Origin of the sequence: Flavobacterium terrigena, from assembly GCF_900108955.1 — a bacterium.
Taxonomy (GTDB): domain Bacteria; phylum Bacteroidota; class Bacteroidia; order Flavobacteriales; family Flavobacteriaceae; genus Flavobacterium; species Flavobacterium terrigena.
In genome coordinates, this window is record NZ_FNYA01000001.1 from 486860 (window position 1) to 506571 (window position 19712).

Here is a 19712-nt window from a genome sequence, read left to right on the forward strand (position 1 = left end):
AAACAAAAAAAGAGATTCACCTTTATTTTGCGAATCTCTTTACTATTTTAAAAAGTATATCTTTTATTTAGACGCAAATAAATTTACATCTGATTCTGAAATTTCGTTGTTTCCTAAAATGATTAAACGCTCTACTACGTTTCTTAATTCACGTATATTTCCTGTCCAATCGTAATATTGTAATAACTTTATAGCTTCTTTCGAGAATGTCTTTTTAGCGTTTCCTTGTTCTTCTGAAATTTTTGTTGCAAAATGTTCAATCAACATTGGAATATCTGATCTTCTGTCATTTAAAGCAGGAACTTTAATTAAAATTACCGCTAATCTGTGATATAAATCTTCACGGAAACGACCTTCTGCAATCTCCAACTTTAAATCTTTATTAGTTGCTGCGATAACGCGAACATCGACTTTAATATCTTTATCTGCACCAACACGTTGAATTAAATTCTCTTGCAAAGCACGTAACACTTTCGCTTGCGCCGACAAACTCATATCGCCAATTTCATCTAAGAAAATTGTTCCACCATGAGCAGCTTCAAACTTTCCAGCTCTATCTTTCACGGCAGATGTAAAAGCACCTTTCACGTGTCCAAATAATTCACTTTCAATTAATTCTGAAGGAATGGCAGCACAATTGACTTCGATAATAGCTTGTGATGAACGATTACTATTTTCGTGTAATTGATGAGCAACTAATTCTTTACCAGTTCCATTTGGACCTGTAATTAAAACTCTAGCATCTGTTTGAGCTACTTTTTCAATCATAGTTTTAATATGAGAAATGGCTTCGCTCTCGCCTATCATTTCGTAGTTTTTAGAAACTTTTTTCTTAAGAATTTTATTTTCTACAACTAATTGTTTTTTATCTAAAGCATTTCGAACCGTATTTAACAATCTGTTTAAATCTGGTGGTTTTGAAATATAATCAAAAGCACCTAAACGCATCGTATTGACAGCTGTTTCTAAATCGCCATGACCTGAAATCATTACCATTGGAATTTCAGGTTTGATTTTTTTGATAGCTTCTAAAACTTCAACTCCGTCCATTTTTGGCATTTTGATATCGCACAAAATCAAATCAAAATCTTCGTTTTTAACTAACTCAACACCTTGTAATCCGTCTTCGGCTTCTTGCACCAAATACGTATCACTTTCTTCTGATAATATTTTATTTAAGACGCGTCTAATTGGCGCTTCGTCTTCTATGATAAGGATTTTTGACATTTTAATTTATTAAATTCAACTACAAAGTAGCATAATTAAATACTAGAATGAATAATAAAATCGAAAAGAAAAACCCCCCAATTTTTATGTATTCACTTTTTTTAAACTCATTTATAAATTCTTCAGAAAATTGATTTCTTTTTAAATTACGATTCCAACTAATGAAAAAATAAATTAATAAACTAAAAATTAGAATTATTATTCCAATGCTAAAAAAAATTGGATTAATACTATTTTCAATTTTATTTCTAAAAAGCAAAAATAACAATGGAAAGAACACAAAAATCATCATTTTTTTGGAATTCTTTTTTTTCAATTCAATATACTTATTAGCATCGTTAGCATCGAGTTTTTTCAATGCTTTTCCAAATACGAAATGAGAAATAATAAAAGGTAAAATTGTTATTATTGGTAATACGTAAACTAAATAATCCATATTTATTCTAAACTTTTAAACTGTTTGTTTTTAGATACTGAAACAAGTTCAGCATTAATATTTCAACCATTTATATAATTCTTTCCAAGTTGGTTTTTTACCGTACATTAAAATACCTACGCGGTAAATTTTACTAGCAAACCAAACTACTCCAACAAATGTACCAAATAATAGTACTAAAGAAACAATTATTTGCCACATTGGTACACCAAAAGGAATTCGCATTAGCATTACAATTGGCGATGTAAACGGAATCATAGAAAAGATTGTGGCAATATTTCCATGTGGATCACTTGCTACAGTGAAAAACCCGATATAAACTCCCAACATTAAAGGCATAATTATTGGCAATAAAAATTGTTGTGAATCCGTTTCGTTATCTACAGCTGCACCAATGGCTGCGTATAATGAACTATATAAGAAATAACCACCAATGAAATAAAATATGAATGAAATTACGATGGTAATTATTGGTAAGTTTTTCAATTCTTCTAAATACAATGGTAATTTTGCCATAAATCCACTGTTTTCAGCAGCTAATTTCATTGCTTCTGGATTAGTGGATGACATAGAACTTGCGGCAGTTTCTGCTCCGAAAAAGGTTGTGGCAATAAAGAAAATCGAAATTCCAACAATAGCCCAAATCGCAAATTGCAAAATTCCAGCTAACGAATTTCCAATAATTTTCCCCATCATTAACTGAAATGGTTTTACTGATGAAATTACAATTTCAATAATTCTGTTCGTTTTTTCTTCAATTACACTTCGCATTACAAAGTTTCCGTAAATGATAATGAACATCATAATTAAATATCCGAAAAGGAAACCTAAACCGATTTTAATTTCATTAATTCCTTTTAAACTCACATCGCCAGAATATTTACTCAATTTTAATGACGATTCTACTTTTGCTTTTTGAATTTTATCAATATCTAAATTATTGGCTTTTAAGTTATCTTGAGTTAAGATAGAATCTACCACTTCTTCAATGTCAGAAATAAAATCGGCACTTGCACTTTCATCAGAAATAAATTCTACTTTCGATTTTAAATCCTGAATCGTTGCAGTTTTTGGAACAAACAACAAACCTTCATAGCTTTTACTTGCTGTATCTTTCGCCACATTGAAAGGCATAGCAGACAAATCTGTATAAGCCGTTTCTTTATCTGATTTTAAACTTCCTTTTAAAATATTTCCTTGATCGTAAATGGCAATTTTAGTGGCTTCATCTTTATTGATACTTGATAAATATCCTATTAGAAATGACATCCCTAAGAAAATAAGCGGACTTAAAAAGGTCATTACAATAAAAGATTTGTTACGCACTTTGGCAATAAATTCTCTTCGTATGATTAATAATAATTTGTTCATTATGTTTTATATTTTTAGAAGATTAGACTTCTTCGATTCTTAAATTTATTTGCTTCTCGATACAATTTTCTCCATTTCATTTCGAAAATCAATCGAAGTGACAAAGAAAATTGAAAACTACTCCGTTACTGTTTGAATAAAAATATCGTTTACGCTTGGAATTTTTTCTGCGAAATGTGTTACTTGTCCGTTTTGAGATAAAATCGCCAATAAGTCATTTGTAGTATGATTTCCTAATTGAACTTCCAGTTTTAAGTCGTCATTTAAAGATTTAAAATCGGTTTGACCAATTGTAAACTTTTGAGTCAATTGATACATTAATCCTTCTACATTTTGTGTCATTACACCAACTTGGAACGTATTTGTTCTGAATTCGCGTTTAACATCTTCTAATCTTCCTTCGATTAATTTGTTCGATTTATGAATTAAAGCAATATAATCGCACATTTCTTCCACACTTTCCATTCGGTGTGTAGAGAAAATAATTGAAGTTCCTTTTTTATTTAATTCGATAATTTCATCTTTGATTAAATTCGCATTTACAGGATCGAAACCAGAAAAAGGTTCATCTAAAATTAATAATTTCGGATTGTGAAGTACGGTTACAATAAATTGTACTTTTTGTGCCATACCTTTTGAAAGTTCTTGTAGTTTTTTATCCCACCAAGTTTCAATTTCAAACTTTTCGAACCAATATTTCAGCTGTTTTTTAGCTTCTTGTTTGCTCATACCTTTCAGTTGAGCCAAGTATAAACATTGTTCACCAACTCGCATCGATTTGTATAAACCACGTTCTTCAGGCATATATCCAATCATTGAAATGTGATTTGGATTTAGCTTTTCACCATTTAAAATAATTTCACCAGCATCTGGCAAAGTAATTTGATTGATGATACGAATTAGTGAGGTTTTTCCAGCGCCATTTGGTCCTAATAAACCATAAATACTTCCTTCTGGAACATTTAATGAAACAGAATTTAGAGCGGTATAATCGCCATATTGTTTCACTACATTTTTTACTTCTAAAATATTATTCATTTATAGTATTTCTTTTTTCTATTAGTAGAGAATATAGGGTTTTCGTTACAAAAATACATTAAAAACTTTCACCATATAAGTCAGATAAGCTCTCTTAATTTAAGTTGCTTTCTTGAACTAAAAAAACACATATAAATCTTTTAAAATTACCCAACAAACAAAGATATGGTAAAAAATAAATCCCATCCTCATTTTAAAAAAATTAGGATGGGAAAAATTGCTATGAAAAAGAACTCAGCTTCCTAAAAAACTGAATACCAAATGTATGAATTATTTTTTATTTATGAGAACATATCTTTCACTTTTTCAAAAAATGATTTATCTGACTTTTCCGGATTTGGAATAAAGTTTTCATCTTCAATCATTTTTTCGAAAAATTGTTTTTGTTCTTTGTTTAAGGTTTTTGGTGTCCAAACGTTTACGTGAACTAACAAATCGCCATTTCCGTAACTATTTAAACTTGGAATTCCTTTACCTTTTAATCGAAGAATTTTTCCTGATTGAATACCTTCTTCTAATTTAATACGAACTTTACCTGAAACGGTTTCAATTTCTTTTGAAATTCCTAAAGCTGCTTCTGGGAAACTTACATATAAATCGTAATGTAAATTTTCGCCTTCACGTTTTAAAAACTCGTGCTCAATTTCTTCAATTGCAACAATTAAATCTCCTGGAACACTGTTTTTTCCTGGCGCGTCATTTCCTTTTCCTGCAACTTTTAATTGCATTCCATCAACCACACCAGCAGGAATTTTGATTGAAACGGTATCGTCTTCAGTAAGCATTCCTTGAGCATCTGCATTGGCAGGTTTACTGTCTAATATTTGACCAGAACCATGACAAGACGGACAAGTTGTCGCAGTTTGCATACGACCTAAGATTGTATTCGTAACACGCATCACTTGACCTTGACCATTACATGTAGAACATGTTTTGTATGTTACGCCAGTTGCTTGTACTTTACGTTTTACTTTAACTTTTTTCTCAACACCATGTGCAATTTCTTCTAAAGTAAGTTTTACTTTAATACGCAAATTACTTCCTTTCATTCTGCGTTGACCTCCGCCACCGCCACCGCCAAATCCGCCGAAACCACCACCGAAAATATCTCCAAATTGACTGAAAATATCATCCATATTCATGTGATGACCACCACCAAAACCACCATTACCATCAAAGGCTTGGTGACCATATTGGTCGTATTTAGCTTTTTTATTTGGATCACTTAAAACTTCATATGCTTCAGCACATGTTTTAAAATTTTCCTCAGCAGTATGATCTCCAGGATTTTTATCTGGGTGATACTTAATTGCTTTTTTTCTATAAGCTTTTTTTATTTCTTCAGGAGAAGCACTTTTGCTAATACCTAAAACTTCGTAAAAATCTTTTTTCATTTTATTTTATTAATGCATTCCAAAAAGAATGATTATGGAAATTAGTTACCTAAAATTACTTTTGGAAAACGAATAATTTTGTCACCTAATTTGTAACCTTTTTCAATTACATCAACAATTTTCCCTTTTAATTTAGGAGTTGGAGCTGGAATTTGAGTAATCGCTTCAGCAAAATCAGCATCAAATGCGTCACCTGCCTTTATTTCAACTACTTCTAAACCTTTAGAAACTAAAGTAGATTTTAATTTTTCATGAATTAATTCCACACCTTTAACCAATGCTTCATCTTCAGATTGAGAAATTTGAGCCCAAGCTCTGTCAAAATCATCTAAAACTGGTAACATAGATTGCAAAATCTCTTGTCCAGCTGTTTTAAACAACTCAACACGTTCTTTTGAAGTTCTTTTTTTGTAATTTTCAAACTCTGCGTATAGTCTGATGAATTTATCTTTTTGCTCTTGCAATTGATCTTCAACTGACACTTCTGGTTCATTATTTTCCTGATTCTCTGTGTTTTCCACTACATTTTCATCCTGAACGATCTCTTTGTCGATGTTTTCAGTATTTTCTTGACTCATGATTGTATATTTTATTTTTCAATTGAGATTGCAAAAGTGTTGCCATTCTTTAATTTATGACACATTGTCAGTGTAATATTTTTCAAGTTTAAGGATTTTTGTAAAGAAAATTTAATATTTCTTTAAGAGTTTCTTCAAAATCTATTGTATAAATTTGAGAAAGTAAATATAATTTATTTCATCTTAAATTATAATAACGAAAAAGTGTTACGTTAAACCAAACGTAACACTTTTTTATTTGAGTCTATTTTCTCTTTATTTTAAAAGATTTTGTAATGATTTGTTAAGTGATGCAAAATGAAATTGAAAGCCAGCATCTAATATTTTTCTACAACTTACATTTTGACTACTTGTTAAGATAATATGCATTTCGCCTAGAAGTAAATTCAGAACGAATTTTGGCACATTCGGTAAAAACAAAGGTTTATTAATCGTTTTAGCAATAGCTTTTGTCATTTCTTCATTAGTTATAGGATAAGGAGAAACCGCATTATAAATACCTTTTAAATTAGCGTCTAAAATATATTTAAAAATAGCTGTCAAATCGTCAATATGAATCCATGAAACATATTGCTGACCAGAACCTAAAACGGCTCCGAAACCATATCTTATAGGTTTTGTCATTTCAACTAAAGCACCAGATTCTTTGGCAAAAACAACACCAATTCTGACAATTGAAACAGAAATTGACAGGGATTTAAACTGATTGGCACTTGCTTCCCAAAGTTGTGTAACTTCTCCTAGAAAAGATTCGTCTATTTGTGTATTGTTTTCGTGATATACATAATTTAAGTCGTCAGGATAAATTCCAACTGCCGAGGCTGATATAAATTGAGTGACTTGATGTGGAGTGTCTTTTAACGTTTCGAAAATTAAATTTGCACCTTCTACTCTACTTTCAATAATTTCTTTTTTATATGAGGTAGTCCATTTTTTTGAAATAGATGCGCCAGCTAAATGAATAATTACGGAAACACCTTCAAAAGCATTTTTATCAATTTCACCAGTAGATGGGTTCCAATAAAAACCTTTGTAGTTGAAATCGTTTTTTAATTTAGATTTAGAAGTAGATAAGTAATGAATTATATGATTGTCTTGATAAAGCAAAGCAACTAACTTACTACCTACCAATCCAGTAGCACCTGTTATTAAAACGTTCATTTTTATAAGATTTAGTATACAAATTTACAACATGCTACTTGTATACAATAAACATTAACTAAGATTAACTTACATTAACATATGTTTATTTTTTGCTTCTTGCTTTTAAAGTCCACTCAAATTGCATTTCCGAAACTTGTTCGCCACTTTCATTAACTCCAATTGAAGTTAACCAAACCGTTTGTCCTTCATTTGTATCGATTGCTTTTTGAATGACTTCAGCAATTAAATTCCCTTGATTACAAGTAAATGTGATTCTTCCAGTAGCTTTTTTAGTAAACACAGCTTTGTTTTGAGCCACTAACATCGAAATATCTTTTCCACTTTTTTTAATATGATACATCACTAAAGCACCAGTTGTAAACTCCGCAGCCATAGCTTGAACTGCAAAATACATCGATTTAAAAGGATTTTGATTGAACCAACCATGTTTAACTGTAGTTTGACAAATTTCAGCTGAAATTGATTTCACTCTCACGCCACTCCAAAAAGCTGAAGGCAATTTAAAAAACGTAAAAGTGTTTAGTTTTATCGGTGTGAACTCCATAATTACTTATATTTTTTGTAAAAATAATAAAAAATACTATGCATTCATAATAAATCTTAAATGTTAAAAAAATGTTAAATATTAGTACTATGCGATACAAGGTAACTGCTTTTAGATATATATTTGCATAAGAAAATAACATACTTACTATAGTACTATTTTCAATCATCAAGTTTCAATCATCAAAATTTGAACAAAAAGGATTCAATTAGAATCTGAAAAAAGTTCAGATTAAATCAAAAAACGAAATCCTGACGTTTTCAGGACTAACAAAAAAATGACAACAAATGAACATTGAAAACACAAAAGCACAAATGCGAAAAGGTGTTTTAGAGTTCTGCATCTTATCTGTTTTAAAAGAAAAAGACGCTTACACATCTGAAATTTTAGACACTTTAAAAACCGCTAAATTGCTTGTAGTTGAAGGAACAGTTTATCCTTTACTAACAAGATTAAAAAACGATAACTTATTAAATTATCGTTGGGAAGAATCAACTTCTGGGCCACCAAGAAAATATTATGGATTAACAGAAGAGGGGAAAGAATTTTTAAAAGAATTAAACAACACTTGGAACGAATTGTCTGGTGCTGTAAACACAATAACTAATCAAAACTAACAGGTCATGAACAAAACAACAAGTATAAATTTAGGAGGATATTTTTTTCATATAGATGAAGATGCCTTTAAAAAATTAAGCAATTACTTTGATGCGGTCAGAAGATCATTGTCTCCAGACGGTAGAGAAGAAATTATTAAGGATATAGAAAGTAGAATTTCTGAAATTTTTACAGAAAAACTAGGAACTACTAAGCAAGTAATTGGTTTAAAAGAAGTTGACGATGTTATTGCTATTATGGGACAACCAGAAGACTATAAAATTGAAGATGAAACACCAAAAAACGAATATTATTCAAGCTATTCTAACTCAGGTTCTACAACAAAAAAATTATACAGAGATAAAGAAAACTCTTTATTAGGTGGTGTAATGTCAGGCTTAGGTCATTATTTCGGAGTTGATCCTTTATGGTTAAGAATAATAATGGTTATCTTATTTTTCGGATTTGGAACTGGTTTAGTATTATATGTAATTTTATGGGTTTTAGTTCCTGAAGCAACGACAACCTCTCAAAAATTAGAAATGAGAGGGGAACCGATTAACATTTCAAATATTGAGAAAAAAGTAAAGGAAGGTTTTAGCGAAATTTCAGATAAATTCTCCAACTTAGACCATGACAAAATTGCTGCAAATGCAAGATATGGAGCAGAAAAAGTTGGATCTACATTGAGTGATATCATTGTAACTTTATTTAAAGCTTTCGGAAAAGTTGTTGGGTTTTTCATCGTACTTTTCGCTACAATTACATTTTTAAGTGTAGTAGTTGGTTCAGTAGTTTTATTGTTCTCTTCTACATTACCAGAAATTATGTTGCATGACAATATTCATACCCCATTTAATTTTGATGTACCACTTTGGGCTCAAGGATTATTGTTATTGTTCTCTGTAGGAATTCCGTTATTTTTCTTTGTATTAGTGGGTTTAAGATTATTAATTCCAAATACAAAATCAATTGGAAGTTATGCAAAATATACATTGTTAGCACTTTGGTTAATTTCAATAGCATCTTTAACAATTGTAGGTATTAATTACGCAACAGAATTAAGTCATGATGGAAAAGTTTCTAAAAAAGAATTACTTCCAATTGTAGCTTCTGATACGCTTGAAGTAAAATTTGTAACTAACGATTTCTTTTCGAAAAGCAATCATCAAATTTCAAATTTAAGAGTAACTCAAGATTCAACGAAACACGATATCATATATTCTAACAACGTAAACTTTCATTTAAAATATACAGATAAAACACAACCTTATATTATAGTTGAAAGAACTGCACAAGGGAAAAACTTCAATGAAGCTAATAACAGAGCAGAAAAAATTAAATACAACTACAAATTTGTGGGAAAACAATTGCTTTTAGATAATTATTTCTTAACTGATGTTCAGAATAAATTTAGAGGTCAAGAAGTGGATATTTACTTATACATGCCAGAAGGAATGGTGTATTATCCAAACAAAAATGTAGAACAATATTTAAGCGGACATAACTCTGATTATGACTACGGTTACGGACCAGAAGGTTACAGATATAAAGTAACTGAAAACGAGTTAAAATGTTTAGATTGTCCTCCAAGTACGGAAAATGATGAAGAAGATACACAAATTGAAAATATTTCTGGAGAAATAATTGGTGATAACAGAGTAGAAACTACTAAAATTGAAAACGACAGTATTGAAAAAGTCTCAGTTAAAGTAAATGGAAAAGAGATCATTAACACGGAAGTGAGAAAATCTAAAAACTAATTATTTAACAAAACTTTATACATTTGTTAAAAGGTAGTTGAGAAAATTTTAATAATTTTACAACACTAAAAAAATCAAAGAACTAAATAAAAAAAATTATGATACAATTTGTAATAAAAGTAATTGATGTTGCTGTACAATTAGTGATTCAATTCATAGAAAGCATATTTTAGTACAAAAAACAATAAATTTTTTCGGTAGGGTTTTCCTATAAATTCTACACGCATATCATATAAATCCCGATTTTTTTCGGGATTTTTTTTAATATATTTGCCAAACAAAATAAAAAACATAAAAATGACAAAAAAATTTACACTCTTCGTTATCACATTGTTTAGCTTAACTATTGCCTCAGCTCAAGTTAAATTAGAAAAAATTAAAGGTTCAAAAATTGTTACTATTTCAGTAAAAGAAGTGGAATCTTTCGAAAATGTTGAAATTGAAGAATTTTTAGATGTGTATTTTGTAAAATCAGAAAAACAATCAATTGAAATTGAAGCAGACGACAATTTACACGACATTATTAGTTACAACGTTTTAGGAAATACTTTAAAATTAACAGCTTTAAAACAACCAACTGGTGAAAAAAAGGTTGCTATTAGAGTAAACTATACAGATAGCTTAAAAACTATTGTAGCCCGTCACGACAGTAAAATAAATGCTATTGCTGATATTAATTTAGAAAACATTACAATTAAGAATTTCGATAGATCACAATCATTTTTAAACATCAGATCTACGAATTTTACTTTAATTATGACAGATAAATCGAAAGCTGAAATTAACGTGAAATCAGATAAAGCTGTTGTTGAATTAAGTAAAGATGCGAAAGTAAAAGGATTAATTGCGTCACCAGAAGCTAAAATCGATTTATACCAAAAAGCAGACGCTGAAATTGAAGGCGATGCACAAATTGCCAAAATCAGATTGGACAATAATGCCAATTTAATTGCGAAAAAATTTACGGTAAAGGATATGGAATTGGTTGCAGAAAGCTACACCAAATGCTCTGTAAACGCTCAAAAATCTATTGAAATATCAGCATCAGGAAAAACCGAAATCGATTTATTGGGTGAACCAAAAGTAGATTTAAAAGTGTTCACAAACAGCGCAATTTTATATAAGAAAGAGAAATAATATAATGAAGAAAGATATTATTATTCCAGAAGTGGAAAACGTATATATTGTTGCTATCAAAGAATGGAATGAAGATTTTGGAGAAAATTCTTGGTATGCTTACATCTTAAATAATAGTTCAGAAAAATTAGAAATGGCCATGGTAGTTTCTAGTGCCTCTGGAATCATTAATAACGAAGAAAGAAAAACAGGAAGTTTCCGTCATGCGTTCAACGAAGTGTTACCAGAAACGGCCATCAAAGTAGAATTGTTAGAAAATAACGTTTTACAACTAAATAACCATTTTATGTTAACTTATTTTCTTAATGGAAAATTATACGATAAAAACTTTATATTTGAAGCTAATTCCATAAAAGAAGAAAACACTTCTGAATTACACTCAATTAATAGATTAGGAGTAATTGGAAAATAACTTTAAAAAACATTAATATGAAAAAATTAATCTTACTACTACTTATTACATTTTCAACAAGCTTTTATGCACAAAACGCTAGAGTTGAATTTAACAAAAATTCAGAATTATTTATAAACGCACAATTAGTTAACAATCAAACCACTTTTGCGAAAATTGTTGAATTACTTGGTCAACCAGAATTAGTTAAAGAATCTAAATCTGGTGTAAAAAATTACACTTATGCTAATCAAGGGATTGCTTTCAAAGTGTATAACGACAAACTTACAATGATTGGTTTCAATTATAATTGGGATGGCGACAAAAATTTTCCAAGCACAAGTTTTACAGGAGTAGCAGTAATTGGTTCTGTTCAACTAGATAATAATACGAACAAAGAATTCATGAAAAAAATTGATTTTGCAAAATTTGAATTAGCTTTTATGGATGTATATATCGCAAAAGCTTTAAACAATGCAATAATGGTTGGTTTTAAAAATGATAAAATCACACAAATTAGTTTCGAATTTAAACCAGAATAAATTCTATTTTAAAATAATTAAACCGCAAATTCAAAGAATAAAATCGATGAATCTGCGGTTTTTTTAATCCCAATAATCTCATTTTATTTCCCATAAAATTGCTTTTTCCAATTAGTTTGTTGAAATTTACAACAACAACAGAAACATTATGAGACAAGCACTTTTACTACTACTATTCCCTACGTTTTTATTTTCACAAAATTTCCAACAACACGTCAATCCATTTATTGGAACAGGCGGACACGGACATACTTTTCCTGGCGCAACAGTTCCTTACGGAATGGTACAATTGTCTCCTGATACAAGAATTGATGGAAGTTGGGACGGTTGTGGTGGTTATCATTACGATGATGCTACTATCTACGGATTTTCGCACACACACTTAAACGGAACAGGTGTTTCCGATTTTGGCGACATTATGTTAATGCCAACAATGGGCGAACCTTCTTTTGATAATAAAGTGTATTCTTCTACATTTTCACATGCTAATGAAAAAGCTTCCGCTGGATTTTATTCGGTAAAATTAGACAAACATAATATCGATGTCCGTTTAACGTCTTCCACACGAGTTGGTTTCCAAGAATATACTTTCAATAACGCTGGAAATGCTAATATTATCTTGGATTTAAATCATAGAGATAAATTACTAGAAGGAAGAATTCGTGTAATTAATGATAAAACTATTGAAGTTTTACGTAGAAGTGAAGCTTGGGCGCGTGACCAATATGTGTATGCGCGAATTGAGTTTAATGTAGCATTTAAAAAGACACTTTCTAAATCATCTAGAGGTGAAGATTTTAAAAATGGAATTGAATCAAGTGCAATAATTTTCTCTAAACAAGTCAAAAAAGGCGAAAAAATATTAGTCAAAGTGTCACTTTCACCAACGAGTTATGATGGTGCAAAATTAAACAGTTCAGAAATTACTCATTGGGATTTCGAAAAAGCAAAAACAGCTGCTCAAGCACTTTGGAATAAAGAATTATCTAAAATTGAAATTACAGAAACTGATAAAAACAAATTAGCAGTTTTCTACACAGCGTTATATCACACAATGATGCAACCGAACATTGCAGAAGATATCGATGGAAAATATCGTGGTCGTGATAACAAAATTCACATCGCGGATACATTTGATTATTATACTGTTTTTTCACTTTGGGATACGTTCAGAGCTGCTCACCCACTTTATACTTTAATTGATAAAAAAAGAACTGCAGATTATATCAACACATTTATCGCACAATACGAACAAGGCGGAAGATTACCAGTTTGGGAATTGGCTTCTAACGAAACAGATTGTATGATTGGTTATCATTCGGTTTCTGTTATGGCAGATGCGATGGTAAAAGGCATTAAAGGTTTCAATTATGAAAAAGCTTTTCAAGCAGCAAAACATTCGGCAATGCTAGATCATTTAGGATTAGATGCTTATAAAAAACAAGGTTTTATTTCTATGGACGACGAACATGAAAGTGTATCAAAAACAGTAGAATATGCTTATGACGATTGGTGTATTGCGCAAATGGCTCAGATTTTAAACCATAAAGAAGATTATGAATACTTCATGAAACGTTCTCAAAATTGGAAAAATATTTTCGATAAAGAAACGGGTTTTATGCGTCCAAAGAAAAATGGTGGATGGTTTAGCCCATTCGATGCTAAAGAAATCAATAACAATTTTACAGAAGGAAATTCTTGGCATTACTCCTTTTTTGTACCACAAGATATTCCTGGAATGATTGAAGCGTATGGCGGACCAGAAAAATTTGAAGCGAAATTAGACGAAATGTTCACCAGTGAAAGTAAAACAACAGGTCGTGAACAAGCGGATGTCACGGGTTTAATTGGACAATACGCTCAAGGAAACGAACCTAGTCATCACATGGCATATTTATATAACTACATTGGCAAACCAGAAAAAACGAAAGAAAAAGTACATTTCATTTTAAATGAATTTTACAAAAACGCACCAGACGGTTTAATTGGCAATGAAGATTGCGGACAAATGAGTGCGTGGTATGTGTTGAGTTCGATTGGTTTATATCAAGTAACTCCAGGACAAGATTTTTGGCAAACTACAGATAAACCTTATTTCTCAAAAGTTAATGTAAAATTAGAAAATGGAAAATCACATTTTGTCAGTTTACCTAATGAAAGAACAGGTTTATTAAATCAAGAAGGTAAAGAAACTATAACGGAAAAATCTTTTGATAAAATCATACCAGTTCCAACTATTCAAACAGAAAGCAAATCATTTAAAGACAAAATGAAAGTGGAGATTCATTCTCAAAATCCATCTGATGTTATTTATTATACTACAAATGATGCAACTGCAAAATTGGATGATAGAATATTTATAAAATATACCAAACCATTTACAATTGATGTAACCACAAATGTATTTGCTTATACGGAAAACAACGGTCAAAAAAGCAACACTATTTCAGGAACTTTCTATAAAAAACCAAACGATTACACTATTAAAATTAAATCAAAATACGATCCGCAATATCATGCTGGTGGACCAGATGGTTTATTAGATGGAATTTTTGGAGATAAAAATTGGAGAAAAGGTGATTGGCAAGGCTACCAAAGTCAGGATTTTGAAGCCGTAATTGATAGAAAAGAAATTTTGCCAATTACTTCAATTAGTGCCAATTTTCTACAACACACACGTTCATGGATTATGATACCAAAATCAGTAGAATTTTATGTTTCTAACGACAATATCAATTTCACTTTAGTTGAAACTTTAACGCATTCTATCGATCCTAAAAACTATGAAGATGAAATCATACATGATTTTTCAACTTCAAAGAAAATAACTTCAGCGCGTTATATAAAAGTTATTGCTAAAAATTATGGCAAACTTCCAGAATGGCACCAAGGCGCAGGTGGTGACGCCTATATTTTTATTGATGAGATTACGGTGAAATAAAAAAACAACCCTCTCAGGGTTTAAAACCCTGAGAGGGTTAATAATAAAATATAAAAATGAACTTCGAAACCTTAGAAACAGAAAGACTAATCTTGAGAAAACTTTCTCCAGAAGATTTTAAATACGTTTTTGCCAACTATTCAAAAGATGAAATCATGTCATTTTTTGGCTTTAAAACGGAAGAAGAATTTCAGACTGGGAAACAAAAATCAGATAAAGGTTATGCCACTCATAACAGAAGTATTGCCTTTTTTCAATTGATTGATAAAACCTCAAATGCAGTTATTGGTGCATGCGGATTTAATAATTGGTATTTTGATCATCGTCGTGCAGAAATTGGTTATAATATGATTGGTGAGGGTTTCAAAAATCAAGGATTTATGTCGGAAGCATTAGAAAAAATCATAGATTATGGTTTCACAGAAATGAATTTACACCGAATAGAAGCACTTGTAGGAACTGAAAATATTCCTTCTTTAAAGTTGATGAAAAAGTTTGGTTTTACTCAAGAAGGCGTTTTAAAACAACACTATTTTATTAACGACAAATTTGAAGATTCTGTCATTTTTTCGAGATTGGTTTCGGATACATAATTCTATAAAAATGAAAAATAAAACACACTTTATCTTATTGTTTATAGTTAGCATTGGTCTATTAGCAGCATGTTCTGTTAAAAACAACAACTATCAACTTACCAAAAATTACAAACCAGATGATGTTGCACTTTACAACACAATTATAGCCTTAGATAGTGCATTTTTCCATACATATAATACTTGCGAAATCAATTTGAAAAAGTATGCTGAATTCTACGATGAAAACATAGAATTTTATCACGATAATGGTGGTTTTATAAATTCGAAGAAAGACTTGGTAGAAGGAACAAAAAATAATATCTGCGGAAAAGTAACTCGAGAATTAGTAAAAGGAAGTATTGAAGTCTATCCAACTAAAGATTTTGGTGCAATTGAAATCGGTTTACATAAATTTCATAATAAAAGAGAACCTAAAAGCGATCCGAAAGTGGGGAGATTTACAATAATCTGGAAAAAAACAAATTCAGATTGGAAAATTGTAAAAGTAATTAGCTTACATTAATTTCTAAACCAACTCCTTAAAGCCTTTCGGAGTCAAATTCGTATATTTTTTAAAAACTTTAGTAAAATAAGAATAATTTTCAAACCCTAACTCGTTGGCCACTTCTCCAATTGTCATATTATTGGCTGATAACAAGCGCTTACTTTCTAAAATGATTTTGTTGTAAATAAATTCGGTTAATGTAATGTTTAAAATATTTTTACAAATTCTGTTCAAATGTTTCAAACTCATATTCATTTTATCCGCATAAAAAGAAGGCAATTTTTCAGTTTTAAAATATTGATTGACCAATTGTTCCAATTCATTAATTTTGACATTATAAGAATGCAAATTATGATCTTGTTGTGATTCATAAATTCTAGCTAATTCGATATGAATAACATCTAGAAGATTTAATAATTTATCTATTTTTTTGAATTCATTTTTGTTGTTTTCTTCTAATAATAACTTAAAATAAGTAGAAATTTCCTGGGTTTGAATTTCGTTTAAAATCATTTCTGGTGAATTCTTCAAATCTCGATAAAACGAATATTCGTCAATTTGCTTATTTCCAAAATACACATTGTACACTTCTTGAGAATAAAACGCAATATAACCACCAATATCTTCGGAAAGTTGCCAACTATGGACTTGGCCAGGTTTCAAAACAAATAAAGAATTCGGTTGAATAGCATACGTATTAAAATCGATGGTGTGAAAACCAGAACCCTTCGTAAAAAGCACTAACAAATAAAAATTATGACTGTGCGAATTTTCAATAAAATCATTAGCAATTAGATGCGTTTTAAAGTCATTAAAATACAAATCATTTTCCTCAGAATGACAATTGAATTTCTTAATTTGATAAACGGGTAATTTTTCCATACTACACAAATGTCTTTATATTACCTTTTTTAGCGAATATAAGAAACTTTTCGCACATGGATAAGTCTTAATTTTGCATAAAAATAATTGATTATGTTACAAACTATCAAACACATATTAAATAATGATTGTCCAAACTGTTATAAAGGAAAAGTTTTTAGAGATAAAAGTTTTTTCTTCAGCATTGGTTTCCCAAAAATGAACGAATATTGTAGTCATTGTAATAACAAATTTGAAAAAGAACCTGGTTATTTCTTTGGCTCCATGTTTGTGAGTTACGGTTTAGGCGTTGGCGAAGCGATAATTACCTATTTCATCGCACATCAATTTTTTGAAAAAACTATCGATTTAAGAATGATTCCAATTATTGCTGGTGTGATTTTATTACTATCTTCTTTCAACCTAAGATTATCAAGAATGATTTGGATTTATATGTTTAAGAACTATTCGAATTAATCTTATTAAACATATAAGTTTTTTTTCCACATAGTTTACTTTGTTGTACTTGGAATTTAGGCACTTCGCTTGAAATAGATAAAATAGTTCCACTTAGAAATATTAAAATCGATTGAAAAAAAATATATTTTTATTGTTTTTCAATAAATTTTTATTGATATTTGCATCATCAACTTTTAATATTTAAAATTATGGAAATTAGAATTAGTTCGAAGCAAATACTTAATGTGTTAAGAATTCTTTGTTGGATTATCTTTATTGGAGTTTGTTTTGAAGCAGGTGGAATTCTGTTCAATCTTTTTTACACAATGCTTTACAACCCAATTGGTGCAGGTTTTTTTTGGAATCAAATTGACTTTTCTGCTATATATGAATATGACAAAGGTCACTTTTTAGCGGTAACTTCAATTATGAGTATCATTGCCATTTTGAAAGCAATTATGTTCTACTTAATTGTAAAAATTTTAGAAAATAAAGAATTAACTATTTCAGGACCTTTCAATCATTCCGTTAGAAAATTCATTTTAAATATGGCTTTTTTGGCCATTGGAATTGGCTTTTTTTCTAATTATGGTGTAGATTATACAGAATGGTTATCCAAAAAAGGGGTTGTTTTACCAACCATTCATCAATTAAAACTAGGTGGTGCTGATGTTTGGTTGTTTATGGGCGTGACTTTAATTGTGATTTCTTACGTTTTTAAAAGAGGAATTGAATTACAAGAAGAAAACGATTTAACTGTATAATTATGGCAATAGTTGTAAACTTAGACGTAATGATGGCAAAGAGAAAGATGTCGTTAAATGAACTTTCAGAAAAAGTAGATTTGACTTTAGCGAATTTATCCATCTTAAAAACAGGAAAAGCAAAAGCCATTCGTTTTAGTACGTTAGAAGCCATTTGCAAAGTGTTAGATTGTCAACCTGGAGATATTTTGGAGTATTCTGAATAACCCTTCGACCCCGCTCAGGGTGACAAAAATAGATATCATAAAAAATCCCGAAACTTCAACAGTAACGGGATTTTATATTTTTAGAAAAACTGAACTTACTTTTTATTTACGAAATTCAAAATAGGTTTTAGTTGTTCCATATCGATATTTGATTTCTGAAGAATGCTAAAAAACTGCATCGCATTTTCAGGTTTCATATCGTTTCCTAAAACACGAATTACGGTGAATCCTAAATCTTTCTGATTTCCGAATAAGATTAATTCATCAATTTCTTTATCATCACCCACTAACATAATAGAAGCGTTATGCCCTACTCCATTTAATTTAATTAAGGGTTGGAAAGTGGTATCTTTTAAAATCTCTTTTACTTCTTTTACTTCTTTAGAATATTGTGCGTTGTTTTTATCGTCTTTTTTGAAAGCCAAAACATTTACTTTATCAAATGATGCCAAAGCTTTTTTCTCTGAATCAGATAGTTTGCTTTCGTTAACATTTAAAATTGACGAAGAAATATCCATTGCCATAAAATCCTTTTTTTCACCACTTTTCACAAAGTATTTTTGCAAAGATGGTTCGTCTTTACAACTCATCATTACCACTACTAAAGCAAAACCAATTAATTTTTTCATAATGTTTTATTTTGAAGTTTTACTTAAGATGTCAGCACCTGGAATGTTTAATTTTTTCACGATTAATGCAATTTCACTCAATGGAAAATCACCTTTAATAGATAAAACCGAAGTTTTTACACCATTGAAATTACCATTAACTACTACTAAAACTTCTTTAACGTTAGTTTGATTGGCATCTGTTTTACCATAAATTTTAATTACATTTCCTTCTTGAGTTGTTGTAGAAATGGCTTCTAACGGATTTCCTTTTAAATAGGATGAAACCGCACTATTTAAATCACCACTCAATTTTGCCTGAGAAGTATAAACTGCTTGTAAATTATCTAATTTTTTAAGCAAGTTCATATATTGTTGCATTTCTTTATCTTTTGCATCAACTTTAACTTTGCTCATCATTTCGAACATTTTTTTCGAAACCACAATGCTTTCTACTCCCTCTTTATCTTCTAATTTATCGAAAGCATTTTGAGAAAACGCCAAAGATGAAACTAACAAAGCTACGTAAACGATAATTTTTTTCATTTTAAATAATTTTATATTTATAGTATATCAAATTCTATTCCAAATATAAGACAATAATTAAGTGC

21 protein-coding genes are annotated in these 19712 nt (G+C 30.0%); 11 read left to right on the forward strand and 10 right to left on the reverse strand.

What is annotated here, in order from left to right; genetic code table 11:
• Positions 1-63 precede the first annotated feature (63 nt).
• The 7 genes from BMX42_RS02310 to BMX42_RS02345 form a co-directional block, all read right to left on the reverse strand.
• Positions 64-1227: a sigma-54-dependent transcriptional regulator gene (locus BMX42_RS02310; RefSeq protein ID WP_091307912.1), complete on the reverse strand. Its 1164-nt coding sequence runs from the start codon at positions 1225-1227 to the stop codon at positions 64-66.
• A 490-nt stretch (positions 1228-1717) separates the two neighbouring features.
• Positions 1718-3034, reverse strand: coding sequence for an ABC transporter permease (locus BMX42_RS02320; RefSeq protein WP_091307918.1), 1317 nt, complete (start codon positions 3032-3034; stop codon positions 1718-1720).
• A gap of 117 nt (positions 3035-3151) precedes the next feature.
• Positions 3152-4072 carry an ABC transporter ATP-binding protein gene (locus tag BMX42_RS02325; protein WP_091307921.1) on the reverse strand — a complete coding sequence of 307 codons (921 nt, stop codon included), beginning with the start codon at positions 4070-4072 and terminating at the stop codon, positions 3152-3154.
• A gap of 281 nt (positions 4073-4353) precedes the next feature.
• Positions 4354-5466, reverse strand: a complete 1113-nt coding sequence (gene dnaJ, locus BMX42_RS02330) for a molecular chaperone DnaJ (RefSeq protein WP_091307924.1) — start codon at positions 5464-5466, stop codon at positions 4354-4356.
• A 41-nt stretch (positions 5467-5507) separates the two neighbouring features.
• The gene (locus BMX42_RS02335) at positions 5508-6044 is read right to left on the reverse strand and encodes a nucleotide exchange factor GrpE (protein ID WP_091307928.1); all 537 of its coding nucleotides are present in this window, start codon (positions 6042-6044) and stop codon (positions 5508-5510) included.
• 255 nt (positions 6045-6299) lie between these two features.
• On the reverse strand, positions 6300-7205 hold the full coding sequence (locus tag BMX42_RS02340) for a TIGR01777 family oxidoreductase (protein WP_091307931.1): 906 nt from the start codon (positions 7203-7205) through the stop codon (positions 6300-6302).
• Positions 7206-7290: 85 nt separating this feature from the next.
• Positions 7291-7752 (reverse strand): DUF4442 domain-containing protein, encoded by a 462-nt coding sequence (locus BMX42_RS02345; protein ID WP_091307934.1) that lies wholly within the window; start codon positions 7750-7752, stop codon positions 7291-7293.
• 287 nt (positions 7753-8039) lie between these two features.
• On the opposite strand from BMX42_RS02345, the gene BMX42_RS02350 reads away from it, so the two are divergent.
• The 8 genes from BMX42_RS02350 (at position 8040) to BMX42_RS02385 (ending at position 16221) form a co-directional block, all read left to right on the forward strand.
• A complete protein-coding gene (locus tag BMX42_RS02350; protein ID WP_091307937.1) occupies positions 8040-8369 on the forward strand; it encodes a PadR family transcriptional regulator in 330 nt (109 codons plus the stop codon).
• Between the two features lie 6 nt (positions 8370-8375).
• Entirely contained in the window at positions 8376-10112 is a 1737-nt protein-coding gene (locus BMX42_RS02355; RefSeq protein ID WP_091307941.1) for a PspC domain-containing protein, read from the forward strand.
• Positions 10113-10409: 297 nt separating this feature from the next.
• Positions 10410-11249 (forward strand): GIN domain-containing protein, encoded by an 840-nt coding sequence (locus tag BMX42_RS02360; RefSeq protein ID WP_091307945.1) that lies wholly within the window; start codon positions 10410-10412, stop codon positions 11247-11249.
• Between the two features lie 4 nt (positions 11250-11253).
• A complete protein-coding gene (locus BMX42_RS02365; RefSeq protein ID WP_091307949.1) occupies positions 11254-11661 on the forward strand; it encodes a hypothetical protein in 408 nt (135 codons plus the stop codon).
• Between the two features lie 17 nt (positions 11662-11678).
• Entirely contained in the window at positions 11679-12182 is a 504-nt protein-coding gene (locus tag BMX42_RS02370) for a DUF7738 domain-containing protein (RefSeq protein ID WP_091307953.1), read from the forward strand.
• A gap of 148 nt (positions 12183-12330) precedes the next feature.
• Positions 12331-15123 carry a GH92 family glycosyl hydrolase gene (locus BMX42_RS02375; RefSeq protein WP_091307956.1) on the forward strand — a complete coding sequence of 931 codons (2793 nt, stop codon included), beginning with the start codon at positions 12331-12333 and terminating at the stop codon, positions 15121-15123.
• Between the two features lie 56 nt (positions 15124-15179).
• Positions 15180-15716 (forward strand): GNAT family N-acetyltransferase, encoded by a 537-nt coding sequence (locus BMX42_RS02380; RefSeq protein WP_091307960.1) that lies wholly within the window; start codon positions 15180-15182, stop codon positions 15714-15716.
• 10 nt (positions 15717-15726) lie between these two features.
• The gene (locus tag BMX42_RS02385) at positions 15727-16221 is read left to right on the forward strand and encodes a nuclear transport factor 2 family protein (protein ID WP_091307964.1); all 495 of its coding nucleotides are present in this window, start codon (positions 15727-15729) and stop codon (positions 16219-16221) included.
• Positions 16222-16224: 3 nt separating this feature from the next.
• Here BMX42_RS02385 and BMX42_RS02390 read toward each other — a convergent pair whose 3' ends face one another.
• Entirely contained in the window at positions 16225-17085 is an 861-nt protein-coding gene (locus tag BMX42_RS02390) for an AraC family transcriptional regulator (protein WP_091307968.1), read from the reverse strand.
• A 93-nt stretch (positions 17086-17178) separates the two neighbouring features.
• On the opposite strand from BMX42_RS02390, the gene BMX42_RS02395 reads away from it, so the two are divergent.
• From BMX42_RS02395 to BMX42_RS02405, 3 genes are all read left to right on the forward strand, one after another.
• Positions 17179-17541 (forward strand): DUF983 domain-containing protein, encoded by a 363-nt coding sequence (locus BMX42_RS02395; protein WP_091307972.1) that lies wholly within the window; start codon positions 17179-17181, stop codon positions 17539-17541.
• Between the two features lie 191 nt (positions 17542-17732).
• Positions 17733-18287: a DUF2975 domain-containing protein gene (locus BMX42_RS02400; protein WP_091307976.1), complete on the forward strand. Its 555-nt coding sequence runs from the start codon at positions 17733-17735 to the stop codon at positions 18285-18287.
• A gap of 2 nt (positions 18288-18289) precedes the next feature.
• Positions 18290-18493, forward strand: a complete 204-nt coding sequence (locus BMX42_RS02405; RefSeq protein ID WP_091307978.1) for a helix-turn-helix domain-containing protein — start codon at positions 18290-18292, stop codon at positions 18491-18493.
• A gap of 95 nt (positions 18494-18588) precedes the next feature.
• Here BMX42_RS02405 and BMX42_RS02410 read toward each other — a convergent pair whose 3' ends face one another.
• Positions 18589-19122, reverse strand: coding sequence for a DUF4252 domain-containing protein (locus BMX42_RS02410; RefSeq protein WP_091307982.1), 534 nt, complete (start codon positions 19120-19122; stop codon positions 18589-18591).
• Between the two features lie 6 nt (positions 19123-19128).
• Positions 19129-19647 (reverse strand): DUF4252 domain-containing protein, encoded by a 519-nt coding sequence (locus BMX42_RS02415; protein ID WP_091307985.1) that lies wholly within the window; start codon positions 19645-19647, stop codon positions 19129-19131.
• Positions 19648-19712: the final 65 nt, after the last annotated feature.

Coding starts and splice junctions, on each gene's coding strand:
- BMX42_RS02310 (WP_091307912.1), bottom strand. CDS start 1,227: ATGTCAAAAATCCTTATCATAGAAGACGAAGCGCCAATTAGACGCGTC.
- BMX42_RS02320 (WP_091307918.1), bottom strand. CDS start 3,034: ATGAACAAATTATTATTAATCATACGAAGAGAATTTATTGCCAAAGTG.
- BMX42_RS02325 (WP_091307921.1), bottom strand. CDS start 4,072: ATGAATAATATTTTAGAAGTAAAAAATGTAGTGAAACAATATGGCGAT.
- dnaJ (WP_091307924.1), bottom strand. CDS start 5,466: ATGAAAAAAGATTTTTACGAAGTTTTAGGTATTAGCAAAAGTGCTTCT.
- BMX42_RS02335 (WP_091307928.1), bottom strand. CDS start 6,044: ATGAGTCAAGAAAATACTGAAAACATCGACAAAGAGATCGTTCAGGAT.
- BMX42_RS02340 (WP_091307931.1), bottom strand. CDS start 7,205: ATGAACGTTTTAATAACAGGTGCTACTGGATTGGTAGGTAGTAAGTTA.
- BMX42_RS02345 (WP_091307934.1), bottom strand. CDS start 7,752: ATGGAGTTCACACCGATAAAACTAAACACTTTTACGTTTTTTAAATTG.
- BMX42_RS02350 (WP_091307937.1), top strand. CDS start 8,040: ATGAACATTGAAAACACAAAAGCACAAATGCGAAAAGGTGTTTTAGAG.
- BMX42_RS02355 (WP_091307941.1), top strand. CDS start 8,376: ATGAACAAAACAACAAGTATAAATTTAGGAGGATATTTTTTTCATATA.
- BMX42_RS02360 (WP_091307945.1), top strand. CDS start 10,410: ATGACAAAAAAATTTACACTCTTCGTTATCACATTGTTTAGCTTAACT.
- BMX42_RS02365 (WP_091307949.1), top strand. CDS start 11,254: ATGAAGAAAGATATTATTATTCCAGAAGTGGAAAACGTATATATTGTT.
- BMX42_RS02370 (WP_091307953.1), top strand. CDS start 11,679: ATGAAAAAATTAATCTTACTACTACTTATTACATTTTCAACAAGCTTT.
- BMX42_RS02375 (WP_091307956.1), top strand. CDS start 12,331: ATGAGACAAGCACTTTTACTACTACTATTCCCTACGTTTTTATTTTCA.
- BMX42_RS02380 (WP_091307960.1), top strand. CDS start 15,180: ATGAACTTCGAAACCTTAGAAACAGAAAGACTAATCTTGAGAAAACTT.
- BMX42_RS02385 (WP_091307964.1), top strand. CDS start 15,727: ATGAAAAATAAAACACACTTTATCTTATTGTTTATAGTTAGCATTGGT.
- BMX42_RS02390 (WP_091307968.1), bottom strand. CDS start 17,085: ATGGAAAAATTACCCGTTTATCAAATTAAGAAATTCAATTGTCATTCT.
- BMX42_RS02395 (WP_091307972.1), top strand. CDS start 17,179: ATGTTACAAACTATCAAACACATATTAAATAATGATTGTCCAAACTGT.
- BMX42_RS02400 (WP_091307976.1), top strand. CDS start 17,733: ATGGAAATTAGAATTAGTTCGAAGCAAATACTTAATGTGTTAAGAATT.
- BMX42_RS02405 (WP_091307978.1), top strand. CDS start 18,290: ATGGCAATAGTTGTAAACTTAGACGTAATGATGGCAAAGAGAAAGATG.
- BMX42_RS02410 (WP_091307982.1), bottom strand. CDS start 19,122: ATGAAAAAATTAATTGGTTTTGCTTTAGTAGTGGTAATGATGAGTTGT.
- BMX42_RS02415 (WP_091307985.1), bottom strand. CDS start 19,647: ATGAAAAAAATTATCGTTTACGTAGCTTTGTTAGTTTCATCTTTGGCG.